At 55.3% G+C, this 16,451-nt stretch carries 18 protein-coding genes and 1 pseudogene; 16 read left to right on the top strand and 3 right to left on the bottom strand.

The features are described 5' to 3' along the window. The first annotated feature begins 122 nt into the window (after window positions 1-122). From AB4Z25_RS12970 to AB4Z25_RS12940, 7 genes and pseudogenes are all read left to right on the top strand, one after another. Complete coding sequence (locus AB4Z25_RS12970) at window positions 123-542, top strand: MbcA/ParS/Xre antitoxin family protein (protein WP_442208156.1); 420 nt, start codon at window positions 123-125, stop codon at window positions 540-542. After that, on the top strand, window positions 539-1,249 hold the full coding sequence (locus tag AB4Z25_RS12965; RefSeq protein ID WP_442208155.1) for an RES family NAD+ phosphorylase: 711 nt from the start codon (window positions 539-541) through the stop codon (window positions 1,247-1,249). Before AB4Z25_RS12970 ends, AB4Z25_RS12965 begins: the two co-directional genes overlap by 4 nt. Before the next feature lie 435 nt (window positions 1,250-1,684). Next, window positions 1,685-1,996, top strand: a complete 312-nt coding sequence (locus AB4Z25_RS12960; RefSeq protein WP_112444040.1) for a hypothetical protein — start codon at window positions 1,685-1,687, stop codon at window positions 1,994-1,996. Window positions 1,997-2,091: 95 nt separating this feature from the next. After that, window positions 2,092-3,237, top strand: coding sequence for a vWA domain-containing protein (locus tag AB4Z25_RS12955; RefSeq protein WP_442208154.1), 1,146 nt, complete (start codon window positions 2,092-2,094; stop codon window positions 3,235-3,237). A 10-nt stretch (window positions 3,238-3,247) separates the two neighbouring features. After that, window positions 3,248-3,565, top strand: coding sequence for a recombinase family protein (locus AB4Z25_RS12950; RefSeq protein WP_442208153.1), 318 nt, complete (start codon window positions 3,248-3,250; stop codon window positions 3,563-3,565). Window positions 3,566-3,666: 101 nt separating this feature from the next. Continuing rightward, window positions 3,667-3,876 carry a helix-turn-helix transcriptional regulator gene (locus AB4Z25_RS12945; protein WP_112540245.1) on the top strand — a complete coding sequence of 70 codons (210 nt, stop codon included), beginning with the start codon at window positions 3,667-3,669 and terminating at the stop codon, window positions 3,874-3,876. Next, window positions 3,873-5,129 (top strand): annotated as a pseudogene (locus AB4Z25_RS12940) (type II toxin-antitoxin system HipA family toxin). The gene AB4Z25_RS12945 and the pseudogene AB4Z25_RS12940 overlap by 4 nt, the downstream one beginning before the upstream one ends. Here AB4Z25_RS12940 and AB4Z25_RS12935 read toward each other — a convergent pair. Together AB4Z25_RS12935 and AB4Z25_RS12930 are read right to left on the bottom strand one after the other, a co-directional pair. Further along, window positions 5,043-5,339 (bottom strand): hypothetical protein, encoded by a 297-nt coding sequence (locus AB4Z25_RS12935; RefSeq protein ID WP_442208152.1) that lies wholly within the window; start codon window positions 5,337-5,339, stop codon window positions 5,043-5,045. The pseudogene AB4Z25_RS12940 and the gene AB4Z25_RS12935 sit on opposite strands and share 87 nt — an antisense overlap. Before the next feature lie 100 nt (window positions 5,340-5,439). After that, window positions 5,440-5,721: a hypothetical protein gene (locus tag AB4Z25_RS12930; protein WP_112444032.1), complete on the bottom strand. Its 282-nt coding sequence runs from the start codon at window positions 5,719-5,721 to the stop codon at window positions 5,440-5,442. A 970-nt stretch (window positions 5,722-6,691) separates the two neighbouring features. Between AB4Z25_RS12930 and cyoA the strand changes: the two genes are divergently transcribed. Genes cyoA through cyoD form a run of 4 tightly spaced genes read left to right on the top strand, consistent with a single transcriptional unit; the run spans window position 6,692 to window position 10,474 of the window. Next, on the top strand, window positions 6,692-7,522 hold the full coding sequence (gene cyoA, locus AB4Z25_RS12925) for a ubiquinol oxidase subunit II (RefSeq protein WP_442208151.1): 831 nt from the start codon (window positions 6,692-6,694) through the stop codon (window positions 7,520-7,522). Continuing rightward, window positions 7,522-9,477, top strand: a complete 1,956-nt coding sequence (gene cyoB / locus AB4Z25_RS12920) for a cytochrome o ubiquinol oxidase subunit I (protein WP_442208150.1) — start codon at window positions 7,522-7,524, stop codon at window positions 9,475-9,477. Before cyoA ends, cyoB begins: the two co-directional genes overlap by 1 nt. Next, entirely contained in the window at window positions 9,474-10,091 is a 618-nt protein-coding gene (locus AB4Z25_RS12915) for a cytochrome (ubi)quinol oxidase subunit III (RefSeq protein WP_112444024.1), read from the top strand. Before cyoB ends, AB4Z25_RS12915 begins: the two co-directional genes overlap by 4 nt. Beyond that, the gene (gene cyoD / locus AB4Z25_RS12910; RefSeq protein ID WP_442208149.1) at window positions 10,091-10,474 is read left to right on the top strand and encodes a cytochrome o ubiquinol oxidase subunit IV; all 384 of its coding nucleotides are present in this window, start codon (window positions 10,091-10,093) and stop codon (window positions 10,472-10,474) included. The genes AB4Z25_RS12915 and cyoD overlap by 1 nt, the downstream gene beginning before the upstream one ends. Before the next feature lie 228 nt (window positions 10,475-10,702). Here cyoD and AB4Z25_RS12905 read toward each other — a convergent pair whose 3' ends face one another. Further along, complete coding sequence (locus tag AB4Z25_RS12905) at window positions 10,703-12,889, bottom strand: putative bifunctional diguanylate cyclase/phosphodiesterase (RefSeq protein ID WP_442208148.1); 2,187 nt, start codon at window positions 12,887-12,889, stop codon at window positions 10,703-10,705. A gap of 132 nt (window positions 12,890-13,021) precedes the next feature. Between AB4Z25_RS12905 and AB4Z25_RS12900 the strand changes: the two genes are divergently transcribed. From AB4Z25_RS12900 to AB4Z25_RS12880, 5 genes are all read left to right on the top strand, one after another. After that, window positions 13,022-13,264, top strand: a complete 243-nt coding sequence (locus AB4Z25_RS12900) for a hypothetical protein (RefSeq protein WP_162706042.1) — start codon at window positions 13,022-13,024, stop codon at window positions 13,262-13,264. 26 nt (window positions 13,265-13,290) lie between these two features. Next, window positions 13,291-13,899: a J domain-containing protein gene (locus AB4Z25_RS12895; RefSeq protein ID WP_112389359.1), complete on the top strand. Its 609-nt coding sequence runs from the start codon at window positions 13,291-13,293 to the stop codon at window positions 13,897-13,899. A gap of 413 nt (window positions 13,900-14,312) precedes the next feature. Continuing rightward, window positions 14,313-14,651 carry a hypothetical protein gene (locus AB4Z25_RS12890; RefSeq protein WP_442208147.1) on the top strand — a complete coding sequence of 113 codons (339 nt, stop codon included), beginning with the start codon at window positions 14,313-14,315 and terminating at the stop codon, window positions 14,649-14,651. A gap of 452 nt (window positions 14,652-15,103) precedes the next feature. Beyond that, window positions 15,104-15,508, top strand: coding sequence for a copper resistance protein CopC (locus AB4Z25_RS12885; protein WP_310295244.1), 405 nt, complete (start codon window positions 15,104-15,106; stop codon window positions 15,506-15,508). Between the two features lie 130 nt (window positions 15,509-15,638). Continuing rightward, complete coding sequence (locus tag AB4Z25_RS12880) at window positions 15,639-16,451, top strand: DUF1206 domain-containing protein (RefSeq protein WP_442208146.1); 813 nt, start codon at window positions 15,639-15,641, stop codon at window positions 16,449-16,451.

Below are 16,451 nucleotides of genomic sequence, written 5' to 3'. Positions count from 1 at the left end.
CGGACGCCGGCGAGCCTTCGGCCAAGAGCCGGCACCGTGATTGGAATGTTCGGTCAAAAATTTTCTACGCCATCTAGACAATTGGGTCTTTTAGGACTAGATGTGGACAAAAGGGAACGTCAATGCTGAATGTAATCAAAATTGGTGAGCCTGAACCGGAAGTCGGGTTTGAAGCCAACTACGCGCTCGACGAGATACGTGCGATGCAGCGAACGGTCATGAACATTTTCGACAGATGGGGTGTTTCCGACGTGGATGCAGCTACGATTTTAGGAGGAATTTCGCCGAAGACCTATAGGCGCTGGAAAGATGACGACTATGGCCGGGTAAATCGCGATCTGGCCGACAGGATGTCGAATATTCTGGGCATCCATAAGGCGCTTAGGATCATCTTTGCAGAGCCTCAAACAGGATATGCATGGGTGGACGCCAAAAATTCCGGCTTCGCGGGCCTGTCTGCGCTCGACGTGATGAAGCGTGGCAGTATGGAAGATATCATGCGCATTCGACGCTACCTTGATTCAGTGCGCGGTGGCTGGTGAACGTCTTCAAAAGCCGGGTAAATTGGCCGCAGACCCATCGCCTGGTTATGTCCCATTATCCGGCGATAGATCTCTATGACGATGTGGCCGATCCACGCGACTGGGAAGCGCTGGCGCAGGCCCAAGCGAGAACTAATCCGAGAATCTACGAGCAGATCGGCGACCTGTCACTGGTTCCATCTGATCGGCGCATTTCGGGTGACGGAGCGTCTTGGGTCATGGCGGCGTTCACACACATATCTCCACATCGGAGCTCTCGCTTCAGCGATGGCTCCTATGGTGTCTACTACGCAGGAAATAGTCTCGAGACGGCACTACGCGAACACACCTTTCACATGGCACGGTTTTATGCAGCCAGCGCGATACAGCCCGGATGGGTCTCGCAGGTTCGACAACTGATCGGATCGATCGATGCTGACTTGGTCGATCTGCGCGGCGGTGAACACATCGACATACTTGGCCCTGACCTCGATACCTATTCCGCTGCGCAGTCGTTTGCAAAAACCGTAAGGCATGATGGCACAAACGGCATTGTATACCCCAGCCAACGACACACTGCGGGGCAATGCATTTGTGCCTTCTATCCGGATGTCGTTACCGCGCCACGCCAGGGAGATCACTTTCGGTATCATTGGAACGGGCAGGACGTCGATTTCGTGCAAAAGATCACAGGTCAGCGAACGGTGTTTGATCTGACCTTGCAATGAACGAGGTCAAAACTTGTGTTTGCCGACTGTGCGATCGACGCTAACCTATCGCTACATGGTGGGGAGCGCTGACTGGAGACGGTCTAGTACTCAGCATTTGCCATCATGGCGACCAGTACGCAAAGACGACTAATGCCAGCCTCCCACCCAGGTACGGGGCCGAATGAGCGGCCCATTATTTGAGCTTCCGCCGCCCGGTCGCGACAATGCCGACGAAGTTCCAAAGGCACCCGCCAAAATCTCACCCGTTCGACATGAAGAACTCATATCAGTGACCGATCCGGCCCCCATTACATCGATCTTCATGTCGGCAAACGGATCGGACTGCTGCGAATCCACCCCGGGCTGTCACAAGTCGAGTTGGCGAAACAGGTCGGCGTGAGTTACTAGCAATTCCAGAAATACGAGAGCGGCAGAAATCGCGTCAGTGCCCGCATGATGCACGAGGTCGGCGTTGCTCTCAGTGTGCCGGTGGGTAAGTTCTTCGAAGGGCTGCCCTCCCAAGATACATTAGAGTACCCCTCCCTGACCCTCGAACGAAGGATCGCCTACATCGGCACGTCAGAAGGACAGCGCCTGATCGATGACGTGCTCGGCATTGCCCCGCCGTTAGGAAGGAAGCTCCTGGCCCTGATCAGCAAAATGACCGAAGGCGAAACCGAGTTACCCATGAAGCTGGGTGACCGTAGCTTCGAAGAGAGCCCACGCGGTTCGATCGAGATCAGTCCTGCTTTGCAACAGTATTAATCACAATTCTACTTCCGGCGCTTCAGAGCCGGTCGGAACAAGGCCTTGTTCAGCTATTGCAGGCTTAGTGCTCCCAACGTTTTGGGGGCAAGAATATGAAGTCAACGATACACCAATTTCTGAACGATCGTCGCGGCAACTTCGGGATCCTGAGTTCGCTTTTGCTACCTGTCCTCCTCGGCGCGGCTGGATTGGCGGTGGACGTCTCAAGCATGATGCTGGCCAAGCAGGACGCGCAAAATTATGCCGACGGCGCTGCGCTGGCGGCATCGTCCGCTCTCGCCGACGACGACATCGGCGAATCGGCGGCCAAGCTGCTTGCGGGGGATTTCCTGAAAGCCCAGGGTACGGCGTTGGCGGGGACGACGCCGACGATTATGGTGCAGACGACGCCCGGCGCGAACAATAGCAAAACCTTTACGGTCGATGTCAGCTTCAACCAGACGATCAGCCTATCGCCGCTTATGAGCATCTTCGGGAAAAAGACCGCCACGATCGCCATCAACAGCAGGTCCGTCTCAAACCGCGGTGCCAGCAATTCCCTGTCGATGTTCCTGGTCCTCGACCGCTCTGGCTCGATGCAAACGAGCACCACTACCGTGAAGTCGACCACGGTCGCCTGCCACTACTACTACATGCCAAATACTTCGACAGTGAAGGATGGCGGCAGCAAGACGCCCTGCTACTACCAACGCATCGAGGGGTTGAAACTGGCCGCCGACACCCTGTTCGCGACGTTTGCATCCGTCGATCCCAATCTCAACCTTATCCGGACCGGAGCAGTCTCTTACAACTCGGGCAAGCAGACAGAGTCTCAGCTGGCATGGGGATGGAGTGCAGCCGACAACTATATCGACGCATTGACGCCGACCGGCGGCACCAGCTCGACCGGTGCGTTCAAGGTCGCGCTCGACGCGCTAACCGCGACGACCGAGGATGCGGCCCACAAGAACAAGAACGGCCTGGCGCCGAAAAAGGTGATCGTGTTCATGACCGACGGGGAAAACTCGGCATCCTCGGATGACACGAGTACCCTCACCCACTGCGCCACCGCGAAGTCGAAGGGCATCACAGTTTATACCGTGGCCTTCAGCGCCTCGGACCAGGGTAAGAACCTGCTTTCCAAATGTGCTACGTCGTCAGCGACCTTTTTCTATGCCGACAGTGCGAGCGAACTGACTGCGGCGTTCAAATCGATTGGCCAAGTCGCCGCAACCGGTCTGCCACGGCTTACACAGTGAATTTTGATCGATGACCATTTACGGCTATGTTCGCCAAACTCTCGGTAACGATGACACTCATAGTCAGGAACGCGCGCTTAGGGCAGCCGGCTGCGCCGAAATCATCCGTGATGATGCTGTCCAGGCCGTTCTCGCCGGGTGTCTTGAAAACTTCGTGCCGGGCGACCAGCTCACAGTGACAGCGTTGGACCGCCTCGCCTTTACAATAGCGGACCTCAGCATCTTCATCGACGCTCGGTTCAACTGTCAATTCATATGCAAGAATTGCGTCTCACGGGGACTTACTAAGCGGGGCTCATGGGAGCCGACGCTGCCGTTGATCTCTTAAGTTATAACCTAGGAGACATCTATAAACGAATTTCCCGATCGGGAAATTCTTCTAGACAAGACGCCTGATATCTTGCTGTTTTCCCGATCGGGAAAATGAAGATGGCAAAACAAGTCAGAAATACTATACGCAGCGCACGCAAGGAGCAAAACTTGCGGCAGGATGAGCTTGCCGGAGTTGCTGGCGTCGGTCTTCGCTTCATTGTCGATCTCGAAGCCGGCAAGCCAACGGCCCAGATTGGGAAGGTCTTGCAGGTTCTGCAAACGCTCGGCTGCTCCGTCGATATTCTGTCCCCTGGCGAGCGGCAATGACGGCAAAAACTCTCAACGTTTGGTGGGATGGCAGCTTTGTCAGTCAGTTCACGCAAGACAGGCACGGCGACATTAGTTTCACCTTCTCAAGCTTGGCTTGATGACGAGAAAGCGCTTCCGCTTTCAGCATCACTCCCGAAGCGGCCAGAGCAATTCTCCCGCCGAGAATGCCGCCCGTTCTTCGGCGGCCTTTTGCCCGAGGAGAGCCAACGCCAAGTCGCCGCCCAGGCATTGGGTGTTTCACCTGCGAACGACTTTGCGCTTCTCGACCGCTTAGGTGGTGACGTTGCAGGCGCTCTTCAGCTCCTGCCTGAAAATCAAAAGCCAATTGAGATAGCGCCGCTTGCAAAGCGACTGCCGACTCCCCTTGATGATGCAGGAATCGTTCGAGTTTTGGACGCACTTCCGATGCGACCTCTCCTGGCCGGCGAAGAAGGCTTGAGCCTGTCTTTGGCCGGTGCGCAATCCAAGGTGCCGATTGTTCTGATCGGCGAGCAGATAGCACTTCCGCTTCCCGGCCAGGCGACCACGCATATCCTGAAATCGCCTATCGCTCGCTTCGAGGGACCGAAAACGAAGCATTTGTGATGAGGCTCGCCGCCACCATCGGCCTCGATGTAGCCCCAGTGGAGCCAAGGTCTGTTGAGGGGCGTTCGTTTCTCTTGGTTGAAAGATATGACCGCGCGGGCGATGGACGCGGCGTGGTGCATCGCATCCACCAGGAAGACTTCTGCCAAGCGCTCGGCGTGCCACCTGAAACGAAATATGCGAGTGAAGGCGGCCCCACTTTCAAGGACTGCTTTGAGCTATTGCGGCGAGTGTCGGCGCGCCCTGCAACTGATGTGCTTAAGCTACTGGACGCCGCGATCTTCAACCTGGTTGTAGGAAACGCCGACGCCCACGGCAAGAATTTTAAGATCCTCTACGACGATCAGGGACCAAGAATGGCCCCGTTGTACGATCTGCTTTCTACGATCGCCTATTCAGACTTTTCACCGAAAATGGCCATGAGGATCGGGAAACGTGCCACGCTTGCCGAGATGGACGCTGATGGATGGCAGACTTTTGCGAAGGAAGCTGGAGTTGGCTTACCTTTGGTGCGCCGCAGAATTACAGACTTGGTCGACTCCACCGCTGAAGCCGTAGCGAGAGTAGTGGAAGACATTTCAGACCTCTGCATCGATTCCGCTAGGATAAATCACTTTGCGGATTTGATCGCAGGCCGCGCCAAACTCGTCAGGGTGTCGATTTAGCCGCCGTCCTCCACGTCGGAATCTGGGCACAAGAATAGGCGAAGGCTTTCCGGACGACAGATCGGGATGCCGCGGCTCGTCTTCGGGTGCGCTTTCATCGCGGACGCGGTCGATTTCTCCGACCACACGCGCGGCGGAGTCGCGAGAGCCGCCGTCCGCCGTCATAGCTAAGAGCTTCCGCCGACGTTCCGTCGCTGCAACGGGAAGCACGTCGAACGCACCGCGCCAGCAAGCGGCGGCTGCTGGTGTGACCGGACGAACTCAAAAACGAGTTCACGAACCTCTGGCAGAAAGCTGCTGTGGAAAGGCCTCAGCTTTCGCCGCGTCTTTTGACCAGCGCGGCCTTAGCCTTGGCTATCGCCGATGCAATCCCAAGTGAACGCCAGTCGGCCTGTGCTTGGTCCCTCTCCCGGATATGATCTAGGTACGCAGCACGAGCTTCCTTCATCGTGATGTGCCCATCTGCCCAATTCTCCAGAAGCTCAGCGAACCGAAGATCAGCATCGACTTGGATCCCCAGCGACTGCGCCCTTGCAAGTGCTTTATTGATCGTGACCCGTCGTCGATTTGAGACATCTCCTTCGTCGGTCATGATGTCCGATCTTCGTTCGTCTTAGCGATGAGGCCAGCTTCTCTTATCAACTCTTGCCGCTCAACACCTTGTATAATAACGCGAGCATGGTGCTCGCCGTCGGATTGGACGTCGAGGGCGATGCTGGGTTCCATTAAGATCTTCGCTAGCGCTTTACGGGAAGCGCGGACTTCGTCGTCAGCTTCAACGAGTATTGTCGCAGTCACGAGAAACGCGGGCAAGTTCACCTCTCAAAAATTGATTTCTACGATTATCAGATTCTCGACAACACATAGAGGGCGCCTGACGGCTTAACACTGCCTCGGTTCGGTTTAAAACGCGATTGTCAGATCTGCGCGCTCTTTCCATGCTGATCAGGCGCATTTGCAAGTCTGGCCATTGGCGATCAAACGGCAAGGGTGACGCTGCTGTGGTCAACGGTCAGCTCAATGTGACCCTAAGCCTTTGGCCTCCCCCGGCCGCCGTTAAACCTACTTTCGCGGCGCCTGCAGCCAGCGCAAACAATCATCACCGTGAAAGTTCAACGTCTCCTGCGCACCTGCTCAACGCTCAATGCAACGCATTGAGACATTTGATTGGGTTGGCTGAGATCACGATATGAAGCGTCCACTTGGACGCTGCCTGCACGACGGATCAATCAATTCACCGTTGTTGTCGCACTTGCCGGCCGCTGTGGGTCACCTGGATGAACCTTGTAAGAGTACCAACCTGCCAGCGCAAAAGCGACGACAACAATTGCAGCAACGTAGGCGATCATAGTGCGGTAAGGTCTAGGTCGATCGTTCGCCAAATTAATCCTCCGGCAGCTACGCGGGCTCAAGTCGGCTGACCCGGCCCTGATGATGAGAACCCAGCGCTCGGCACAATGTTCCGTGAAGCCTCGGTATCCTGCAGCACCGACTTGAAAGTCGGCCTGATCAGTATACTTCGCCACTAAGGCCTAAGGTCATCGGGGCGTCAGGAAAAAATTGTGTTCACGAGCGGTATCATTAACCCCGAAGGACCCATCGCTTCAGCCGAGGCAAAGATACTGTTCAATGCCACAGCCATCATGTTGGCGGTCATTATTCCAGTCATAATTGGGACGATCGCTTTTGCTTGGTGGTTCCGCGAGAGCAACAAGAATGCCCGGTACCGGCCAGACTGGACATACTCTGGGCATATCGAACTTGTCGTCTGGTCCGTCCCCACATTGGTTGTTCTCTTCCTCGCGGGAATAACCTGGCTCGGCACCCACCAGTTGGACCCTTTCAAGCCGATCGCTTCCGACCAGAAAGTCTTGAACGTCCAAGCAATCTCGCTCGATTGGAAATGGCTGTTCGTGTATCCCGACGAGGGCGTAGCAACCGTCAACCACCTCGTCATCCCAGTCGGTCGCCCCGTGCACTTTTCAATCACCTCGGCTTCGGTAATGAACAGCCTGCTGATCCCCCAGCTAGGGAGCCAGATTTACGGGATGGCCGGGATGGTGACGCAGCTAAACCTCCAGACCGACCACGCCGGAACGTTTCGCGGGCTGTCGGCCCAATTTAGCGGCGAAGGCTTCTCGGACATGGTGTTTGATCTTCAGTCACTTGCACCAGACCAATACAAGACCTGGTTAGATCAGTCCCGAGCAAGAAACGATATGCTGGACGAAGCTGCTTACTCTGACTTGATGAAGGACCGCACACCCAGGCTGGTACAAACCTTCGGGAAAATCGAGCAGGGTCTGTTCGACAAGGTTGTCAAGCAATCAGGCGGCACCGCCCACTTTCCCAATCAGGCAACCGCCACCCCAACCGCCATGGAGATGCGCTGATGCTCGGCAGGCTTGATTGGAATGCGATCCCGCTTGATCAGCCTATTCCGCTAATAGCCGCGGGCTTTGTCTTGCTGGCGGCCTTGTCCCTCTTCGCCACTATCACTGGGAAAGGGTGGTGGCCCTATATCTGGAACGAGTGGATCACCAGCGTCGATCACAAGAGGATCGGCGTCATGTACGTGACGCTAGCGTTCGTCATGCTTATGCGCGGATTTGTCGACGCCATTATGATGCGGACCCAGCTGGCAATGGCGGCCAATGGGGAGCCAGGGTACCTTCCACCCGAGCATTACAATCAGATCTTTTCCGCCCATGGGACGATCATGATCTTCTTCGTGGGAATGACGTTCATGGTCGGCTTGATGAACTTTGCGGTTCCGCTGCAACTGGGTGTCAGGGATGTCGCCTTCCCAGTCCTCAACTCGGTCAGCTTTTGGCTAACGGCGGCAGGCGTGCTGCTGATCAATCTGTCGCTGGTCATCGGGGAGTTCGCCAAGACCGGATGGCTAGCCTATCCACCGCTATCTGAACTGACCTACTCGCCAGGCGTAGGCGTCGACTATTACCTTTGGGCCCTGCAGATTTCTGGAGTAGGGACGCTGCTGTCTGGGATTAACCTGACGGCGACGATCCTGAAACTGCGGGCTCCAGGAATGGGCTACATGCGCATGCCGATCTTTTGCTGGACGGCGCTGGCCTCTAATCTGCTCATCATCGCGGCGTTCCCAATCTTGACCGCAACTTTCGGGATGCTCCTGCTGGATCGATATCTCGGCTTCCACTTCTTCACGAATGACCTTGGCGGGAACGCCATGATGTACATCAACCTCATTTGGGCGTGGGGACATCCCGAAGTCTACATCCTCATTCTACCGGCCTTCGGGGTTTTCTCGGAGGTAATCGCGACGTTTTCGCGCAAGTCCCTTTTCGGGTACCGTTCGATGGTGGCCGCAACGATGGCAATCTGCGTTTTGTCGTTTCTGGTTTGGCTGCACCATTTCTTCACCATGGGAGCCGGTGCCGACGTCAATGCCTTCTTTGGCATCATGACGATGATCATCGCGATACCGACCGGCGTAAAGATCTTCAACTGGCTGTTCACGATGTACGGCGGGCGCATCCATTTCGCCCTCCCGCTTTATTGGGCGCTAGGGTTCATGGTGACCTTCGTGATTGGCGGCATGAGCGGCGTACTATTGGCGATCCCGCCCGTGGATTTTAACCTGCATAACAGCCTGTTCTTGGTTGCGCACTTTCATAACGTCATCATCGGCGGCGTCCTGTTTGGAGCCTTCGCCGGATATAACTATTGGTTTCCCAAAGCATTCGGTTTCAACCTCAACGAACGCCTTGGCAAGGCGGCGTTCTGGTGCTGGTTCGTCGGCTTCTATCTTGCCTTCATGCCGCTCTATCTGCTTGGCCTGATGGGCGCGACCCGGCGCATGCAACACTACGACGATCCGACATGGCAGCCATTGATGATCATTGCTCTTTGGGGGGCAGGGCTTATCCTGCTCGGGATCGTCTTTATTGTGCTCCAGCTCGTCGTCAGCATCAGGAACCGTGATCAAAATCTCGACGAAACGGGCGATCCGTGGAATGGCCGCACGCTCGAATGGTCGACAGTCTCCCCGCCCCCGGCCTGGAACTATGCTGTCCTTCCCAAGGTGACGAGCCTGGATGCCTTCTGGAAGACAAAGCAAGACGGCGATAACCGCGACCGCAGCGAACCGGTGGAGGCCATCGACGTCCCGCAGAACACCATGATCGGTATCACGCTCTCCTTCTTTGCGGTCATCCTGGGGTTTGCAATGATCTGGCATATCTGGTGGATGGCAATCGTCGGCGGGCTCGGCTTTGTGGTGGCCTGCCTAGTCTATGCCTGGCGGACGTCCACGGAGACCAAGATTCCCGCTCATGACTTGATTGCCACCGGAGTGCTTCGAGGATGAGTGACGCCAGCGTAACCGGTGACGAAGCCACAATCCCGCTCTCTGAGCGTGGACCAGCTTCCAAGGAGATGGTCGTCCGGTTCGGGTTCTGGCTATTTCTTCTCAGCGATATCGTTGTCTTCGCTGGATTGTTCGCCGCCTATGCGGTCTTGTCGAAGTCGACGGCGGGCGGACCGACCGGGCCCGAACTGTTTAGCCGGACCCATACGTTTATCGAGACCACCTGTCTTTTGCTGTCGAGTTTTGCCTGCGGTTTGATGACCGTTGGGGTCGAGATCCGCCAGCGGATGCTAATCTACCTATCGGCACTCGCCACCTTTGTCCTTGGCACTTGTTTCCTTGGACTTGAGCTGAGCGAGTTTATCGATCTCGTTGCACGAGGAGCCGGGCCGACACACAGTGCGTTTCTATCCGCGTTTTTTGCCCTGGTAGCCACTCATGGACTGCATGTTACCGCAGGGCTGCTGTGGCTCATCATCATGATGGCGCAGGTAGCAACCCTTGGGTTGCGAGACATGGTCTTAAGGCGCTTGTTCTGCTTCACGCTATTCTGGCACGCGCTGGACATCGTCTGGGTCGCTGTCTTCACCATTGTTTATCTGGGAGCGAGCTGATGGTTGACACAACTGGCCACCGAGACAATGAGCAAGCGAAAGCTCCCGGAGAGCACGGCAAAGGGAAGGCCGCGATCAAAAATTACGTTGCGGGTCTGATCCTTGCCTTCCTTTTGACAGTAGCTTCCTTCTGGGCAGCGCAAACAGACCTTATATACGCCCCAGCCGTTCCGGTCTTGTTAGCCGCTTTGGCCATCGGACAGATGGGGGTCCACCTGGTGTTTTTTCTGCATATATCGAGCGGGCCAGAGGACACGAACAATGTTTTGGCGCTCGCGTTCGGGGTATTCGTGGTCGGATTGGTGGTTCTTGGCTCGATGATTATCATTCACAATCTCAACGTCAACATGATGCCGCCCGGGCATCTCATGGATATGGGATAGCGAAAGGCACCCCACTTGCTTAGCCCATTTTGAATACGATGAGGTCGACAAGTCGCAGTCAGTTGTGGCGTCCAGCGCCACTTCATCTCACTCGTACTAAAATCTGCATGGCTTGGACTCTTCTCCGGCAGCCAGCGGACGACCCGCATGCCATTCCGACACCAATGTCCCATCATTCGGCGCCATGGTGATGGCGTGTTCAGCCACTGAACGGAATTTTCCTTAAGTCTAAGCTTGGCGAGCATTGCCGGTATGGAGTTCGCTTATCAGTTCCGGGAGCAGGGGCTTGGATAGGATATAGCCTTGGAGATCGTCGCAACCTAGCTCACTGAGCCATGCTTTCTGCTCGATAGTTTCTATGCCTTCTGCCGTAATCTTCAGTCCTTTGGCGCGGGCAAGACTAATCATCGCCTGGACGATCGCGTCATTGTTCTCTGCGGTCCCATAGCTTGCAACGAAGCAACGGTCGATCTTGATGCGGTCAACATCGAGCTGCTGCAAACGTCCAAATGACGAGAACCCTGTTCCGAAATCGTCGAGTGCGAACCGAACGCCGATTTGACGCAGAGCGTTGATATTGCGGCGACAGGTGTCCTCGTTTTCGAGCAGCGCGCTTTCGGTGATTTCGATCTCTAACATCGCAGGATCAAAACCCGTCTTTTCGAGAGCCGAAATTACACGTAGCGCATAGGTTTCCCCCCGCAACTCGACCGCCGAGGCATTGACTGCCACAGAAAGGTTTGGCCAAGCTCTGGCGTCGCTTAAAGCCGTTGCTAGTACGCATTCGCCCAAGCTATCGATAAGGCCCGCCTCCTCGGCGATCGCGATGAACGTGTCCGGGGAAATCAGCCCTTTTGACGGGTGCCGCCATCTGGCAAGCGCCTCAACGCCCACCAAATGATTGCTTTTTGCGCCGTAGACGGGTTGATAGTGCACTTCAATCTGGCTTCCGCTTTTAATAGCCGTGCGTAATTCCTGTTCCAGGTCGCGCCGCGTTTTGACCATCTCGTCCATATGCGGCCCGAAAATCACGTAACGATTGCGGCCGGTGCTCTTGGCGCTATAGAGCGCGATGTCAGCCCTCCGCAAGATGTCGGTGGTATCCGACTTGCCGCCAGATGAGAAAGCAATACCGATGCTCATACCGATCAAGATTGGCTGACCATCGATCTCGAAAGGTTGACGAACCACAGAGATAAGCTTTTCCGCCAGCTGTTGGACCCCACTTGAAGTTGGTGCCTCAATGAGGATGGTAAACTCATCGCCGCCAATCCGAGCGACCATTATGTCGCTTCCAACCGTCGCCTTTAGCCGCGCCGCCACATCGACGAGTAAGCTATCGCCGGCCGGATGGCCCAATGTGTCATTGACCTGCTTAAAACGGTCAAGGTCGAGGAAAAATACAGCTGCCGCGGATTTCGCCAGGACCTGGTCGACCTTGGCGTTGAATGAAATACGGTTCGGAAGTCCGCTTAGAGCGTCATGATGGGCGAGATGGAAAAGCTCGCCCTGGCTTTTGCGCAAACGGTCCGCGCGGCGCTGTAGAAGCATGACGAAAGCTGCAACTGCCCCCAGCATCAAGAGTGCTGCCAGCGCGAAAACGGGCCTGGTCGCTTCAAGCACGGCCTTTCCAGGCAGGAATGGCTCCCAACTGAAAAATCCCATACTGCTCCCGTCACGTGCCGTCAGTGGAAAATAACGGCGGTTGGGATTGCCTCTGCTCCAGTCGAACTGCATTCCGGTAAACAAGTAGCGCGAACCGAGCATCTGAGTGAAGTCGCCGTCCAGATAACGTACCGCGATGTGGAGTGGCTGTTCGCCTGCGAGCTGTTTAATCTCGCCGCTATCGGAGATGATCGGTTTGACGCTTACAACTGCCGGGCTACCGTTGATGCTTACTATATCGCTCTCGCCGATGCTGAGTGTCCGGTCGGAAGTGCCGGATGTATCACCAGCAGCCAGGCGTCGACGAAGTTCATCGATCAGCGTTCGGACCTTCACATAGACAGTCGGATAAGCTTTCTCCGGATCGTTGTCGGCGTCCGAAAATCCATATACCAGGTTATTGGCGGGGCCGATCACAAATGCAGCGTCGTGGCCAAAGTAGGTATGCATCCACTTGCCGAGATTTGCTTGTATCCATTCGCGATCCCCCTCACCTACCTTGCGAACAGCATCGTCCCAAACGGTTGCACTTTCCTGGTCATGAGCAATTCTATCCTGCATCTCGCTGACGATCCGGCTGACGAGACTTTCCTGGCGCTGGACCGCCGTTTCGTCACTTTGGCGAGTGGCCCATACCATTGTTCCGTAAATCGCCCCGACCACGACGGCCCAGCAAGCAACCGATACAAGGAATTTTAGGGAGACAGAGACAGACGTGTTTGATGGAGACATTTTGACGACTTCCGGCACACAATCGCCTATCACTAGCCCTTATCTGGTTAAGAACATGCAAAGATGCCAATGTATGGTTGCTTACCGAGCCGTCGCAATCGGGGCCATTTTGGCTGTGACAGGCTAAGACAGATCGAAGCGCCGAAGCATTTGTTTGAGCTGATCGTCCTGCAGCCTCAGTTCGTTCGCAAGTTGACGCCGAAGCCGATTAATTTCTCCGTCAACGCGGAGGTGTTTTTGACTGCCGATGTCTGTGAGTTCACACGTGTAAAGTTGGTCACCACCACCGTGCCGAAAGAGCTGATGCTCCGATCAGCTCTTGCAGCGGCAGTCATAAGTGAAATGATCCAGGACATCATCACGCCACACAGCGAAGTTGTAGCTTGCCCGTGACGGAGCGTCCACCATATATCAGCCTGATGACCGTTTCAAAGATCTTCGTTGGCATTCGGCCAATACGCGCTAGCCGCCAAAAGCACACTGAACAAAGCGGCCCCAAGTGTCAGTGGGAAGGCTGCGAGAATTTTGGCACCCAGAGGGCTCCAGTGGGTGGCGCTGCGGAAGGGCTGTATCTTCTGTTTTGTGCTGAGCATTCACGCCAATACAACAAAGGCTACGACTATTCGCCAAGCAAGTCTGACCCAATTGTTGCAAAGTACCAGCTCGATGCCGCGAGCGGCAAAATTCCGGCGCGTGGTGTGAGGACAAATGCGCATAACTTGGAGACACCGCTCCCTTCATCAGTTCCCTCAGGCTCAGCGAAATCACTCAGGGCACGCGGGAAAGCCAGCTATTCAGCAGGCACCATTTCCTCGGCTCAGCAACGCAGGCTACGGCCGCTTGAAGCTCAAGCTTTTGACACACTTGGGCTGTCACATAATGCAAGTCCGGACGATATAAGACTCCGCTACAAGGAGAAGCTGAAACTCCATCATCCAGATGCCAATGACGGCAGTCGACACTCCGAGGATCGGTTGCAAGCTACAATAAAAGCTTATAGAGTGCTGAAAATAAACGGCTTTTGCTAAACGAATATCACTTCGCCGCCCTGCCCGCTGTATACTTCGGTACTCGCATCTGGTCGTGAAGTGGAAATCTGCACCAGCGTTCTCCGCGGCAACAATCTCGGCGGCAATGGCCAGTGTCACCGTCCCAAGCCTATGATGCCGACGCCAAGGTGAGAGGCATCGCGTTTCAGCGATTACATCCTGAAAACGATCTCGTCGCCCTCCTCACGACCAAGGAGATATCAGCGGCTTTTGCTGGTACCCATATCCAGCTCATAGCGAGCGCACCATCATCTTCACCGCGTGAAACTACCACGTCAGCATCGACCTCAAGCTCGTCATCTGTGTCTACCGCAGCGATAAAGGCTGCTGCCTTGGGATCTGGCTCCCTCCGAAGCTTTTCCGCTCGCGGACCAGTCGGGATCAATGAGAGTATGAGGTCGATTTCGTCGGTCGGCGCACCCATATGGCAATATCTCAGTTTGACCTTCGAAATCCTGACCGCGCGTTTGCTCGGCGGCAACTACGTCACGCAAGATACCGCTGACAATCCTCTATTAGCCAAACCTGACCAGCATGCACTTAAGCAGCCGATTTTCAGCGATGAGCCTATCCTTTCGGGCCTGCGCCTCATGACCACAGACGGCGGCCTTCTCACTTTTGCGCGATCTGGCAAAATCCTTTTCCATCTTGAGCTTTGCATGCTGTGGCGCCAGGGCACTTGCCGGTTGCCGAACGGCTTTGCTGTTCGTCGAACCAATGGGCCTGCCTAGACCAACCAGACTTTGGGATATCGCGCCAGGTAAACTTCTAATGTTGCTCGCGGATAGATCAGAGACATCATCGAGTTGGCCTGTGGTCGTCACTAACGCATTCGAGTTCTCATCTTGCGTTGGCAAAACGGCGCTAGCGATGATTTCATCCAACCGTCGAATCCAATCTCTATATCTTTCGCGGAGGGGATTACCTTCGGGAAGAGCGTCAAACTTTGCAACCGCCAAACGGCGTTGATCGCGATGGAGTGCTATATCGAATTTCATGTCGCCACCTGCCTTTTCAATACGAGTAGCAAGAAAAGAACATAAAGGGAACAGAATTTATACCCTTTGGATTCAACAATGACGCCAGCTGGCCGATTCCAGCTTGGCACCTCGTAGTCTTGCAGTGCTCGGAACGGATAGCAGCGTCGCGAATTATCACCGCAAGAACGGAAACGGAGTCGATTATGTATAGGTTTGCACATGCAATCGCCATTTCGGCATTTCTCGGCCTCACCCCGATGGCAAATGCAAGCATCAACCCTACCCCCGATATGCATGACGATGTCAATTTCAACGACAACATCAGTCTCACCTTTACCGCGCCAGTGGATCCTGAACGTTCGGAAGTTGAGATTTTCGGACCAAGCGGCCCCATTCCCACAGGTACGCTCGGATATGGAGCGGATCGGACGAATTTGTTGATCCCCGTTTCGGACAAGCTTCAGCCTGGCCTCTACATCGTGCAGTTCACGGCATACTCGACGCTTGGGCAGCCGGTGACAGGAACATCCGCAATTACAGTGCCAGAGCGACCTTCGCTGATAAGGTACATCGAATTGCCATCGGCAGCGGATGCTACCAGCCGATAACACGCCCGCGCTCATTTTTCGCTTACAGGAATTCGTCGGCGACGTGGCAAATTCGGGACCACGATGGGGCCCGTCCGGCCAGGAACCGTTTTACAGCCTGCTCGTTTACGAGCGGCGGGGAGATCGAAAAATGAACGAACCAAAGTTTGAATGGCTTGCCCGAGCGGGCTACAGCGCCCGAGGGATTGTCTTTTTGCTTGTGGCAGGGCTCGCTCTGTTTTCGAGTTTTGGCGGTGGTAAGCCGGACACCAAATCTGCGCTCGACTCACTGCTTGACCAGCCCTTTGGCAAATTATGGCTCGGACTGATAGGGATCGGTTTGCTGGGGTTTGTGGCCTGGCGACTTGCTCAATCAATTGCCAATGCCGACAATCACGACGCAAGTGCGAAAAGTTATCTGATCCGGGTTGCCCTTCTCGGGAGTGCCGTTACGTATATCGGCCTGGCAATTTACGCTTTCAAAGGCGCGCTGGGCGTGGGATCAGCAGGCGATGGTGGCGAAAAAGATCTTGCCGAGTGGGCGATGTCGCAACCGTTTGGTAGATATCTGGCCGGTGCCATTGGCGTCGGGTTTTTGGTGGGCGGTATAGCGACCGCACTCAAAGGGATTTCTCGTAAGTTCGAAAGGTACCTGAAGCTCGGTCAGAGCCGACCGCTGATACTAGTTTGTATCTACGGGTTGGTTTCACGCGGGATCGTCTTCGCGATCGTCGGGGTTTTCTTCTGCTACGCAGCATTTAGCGTTGACGCCGATCAAGCTGGGAGCACGAGTGATGCACTGACTTTCGTGAGGCAGCTTCCGCTTGGCGGGGTGTTGTATCTTGCGGTTGCCATAGGCCTTGCCGCCTTTGGGATCTACAATCTGGTCGAAGCGCGATATCGAACCGTATCCACACCGAGCGTTTCCAAGGTGAAACGTGAACTGCCGCTGCGTCATAGGTAA

The sequence above is a fragment of the Rhizobium sp. RAF36 genome, assembly GCF_052114105.1.
Lineage (GTDB): Bacteria > Pseudomonadota > Alphaproteobacteria > Rhizobiales > Rhizobiaceae > Rhizobium.
Note: the sequence above shows the minus strand (reverse complement) of the source record. Positions and strands in the feature narration are given on the sequence as shown.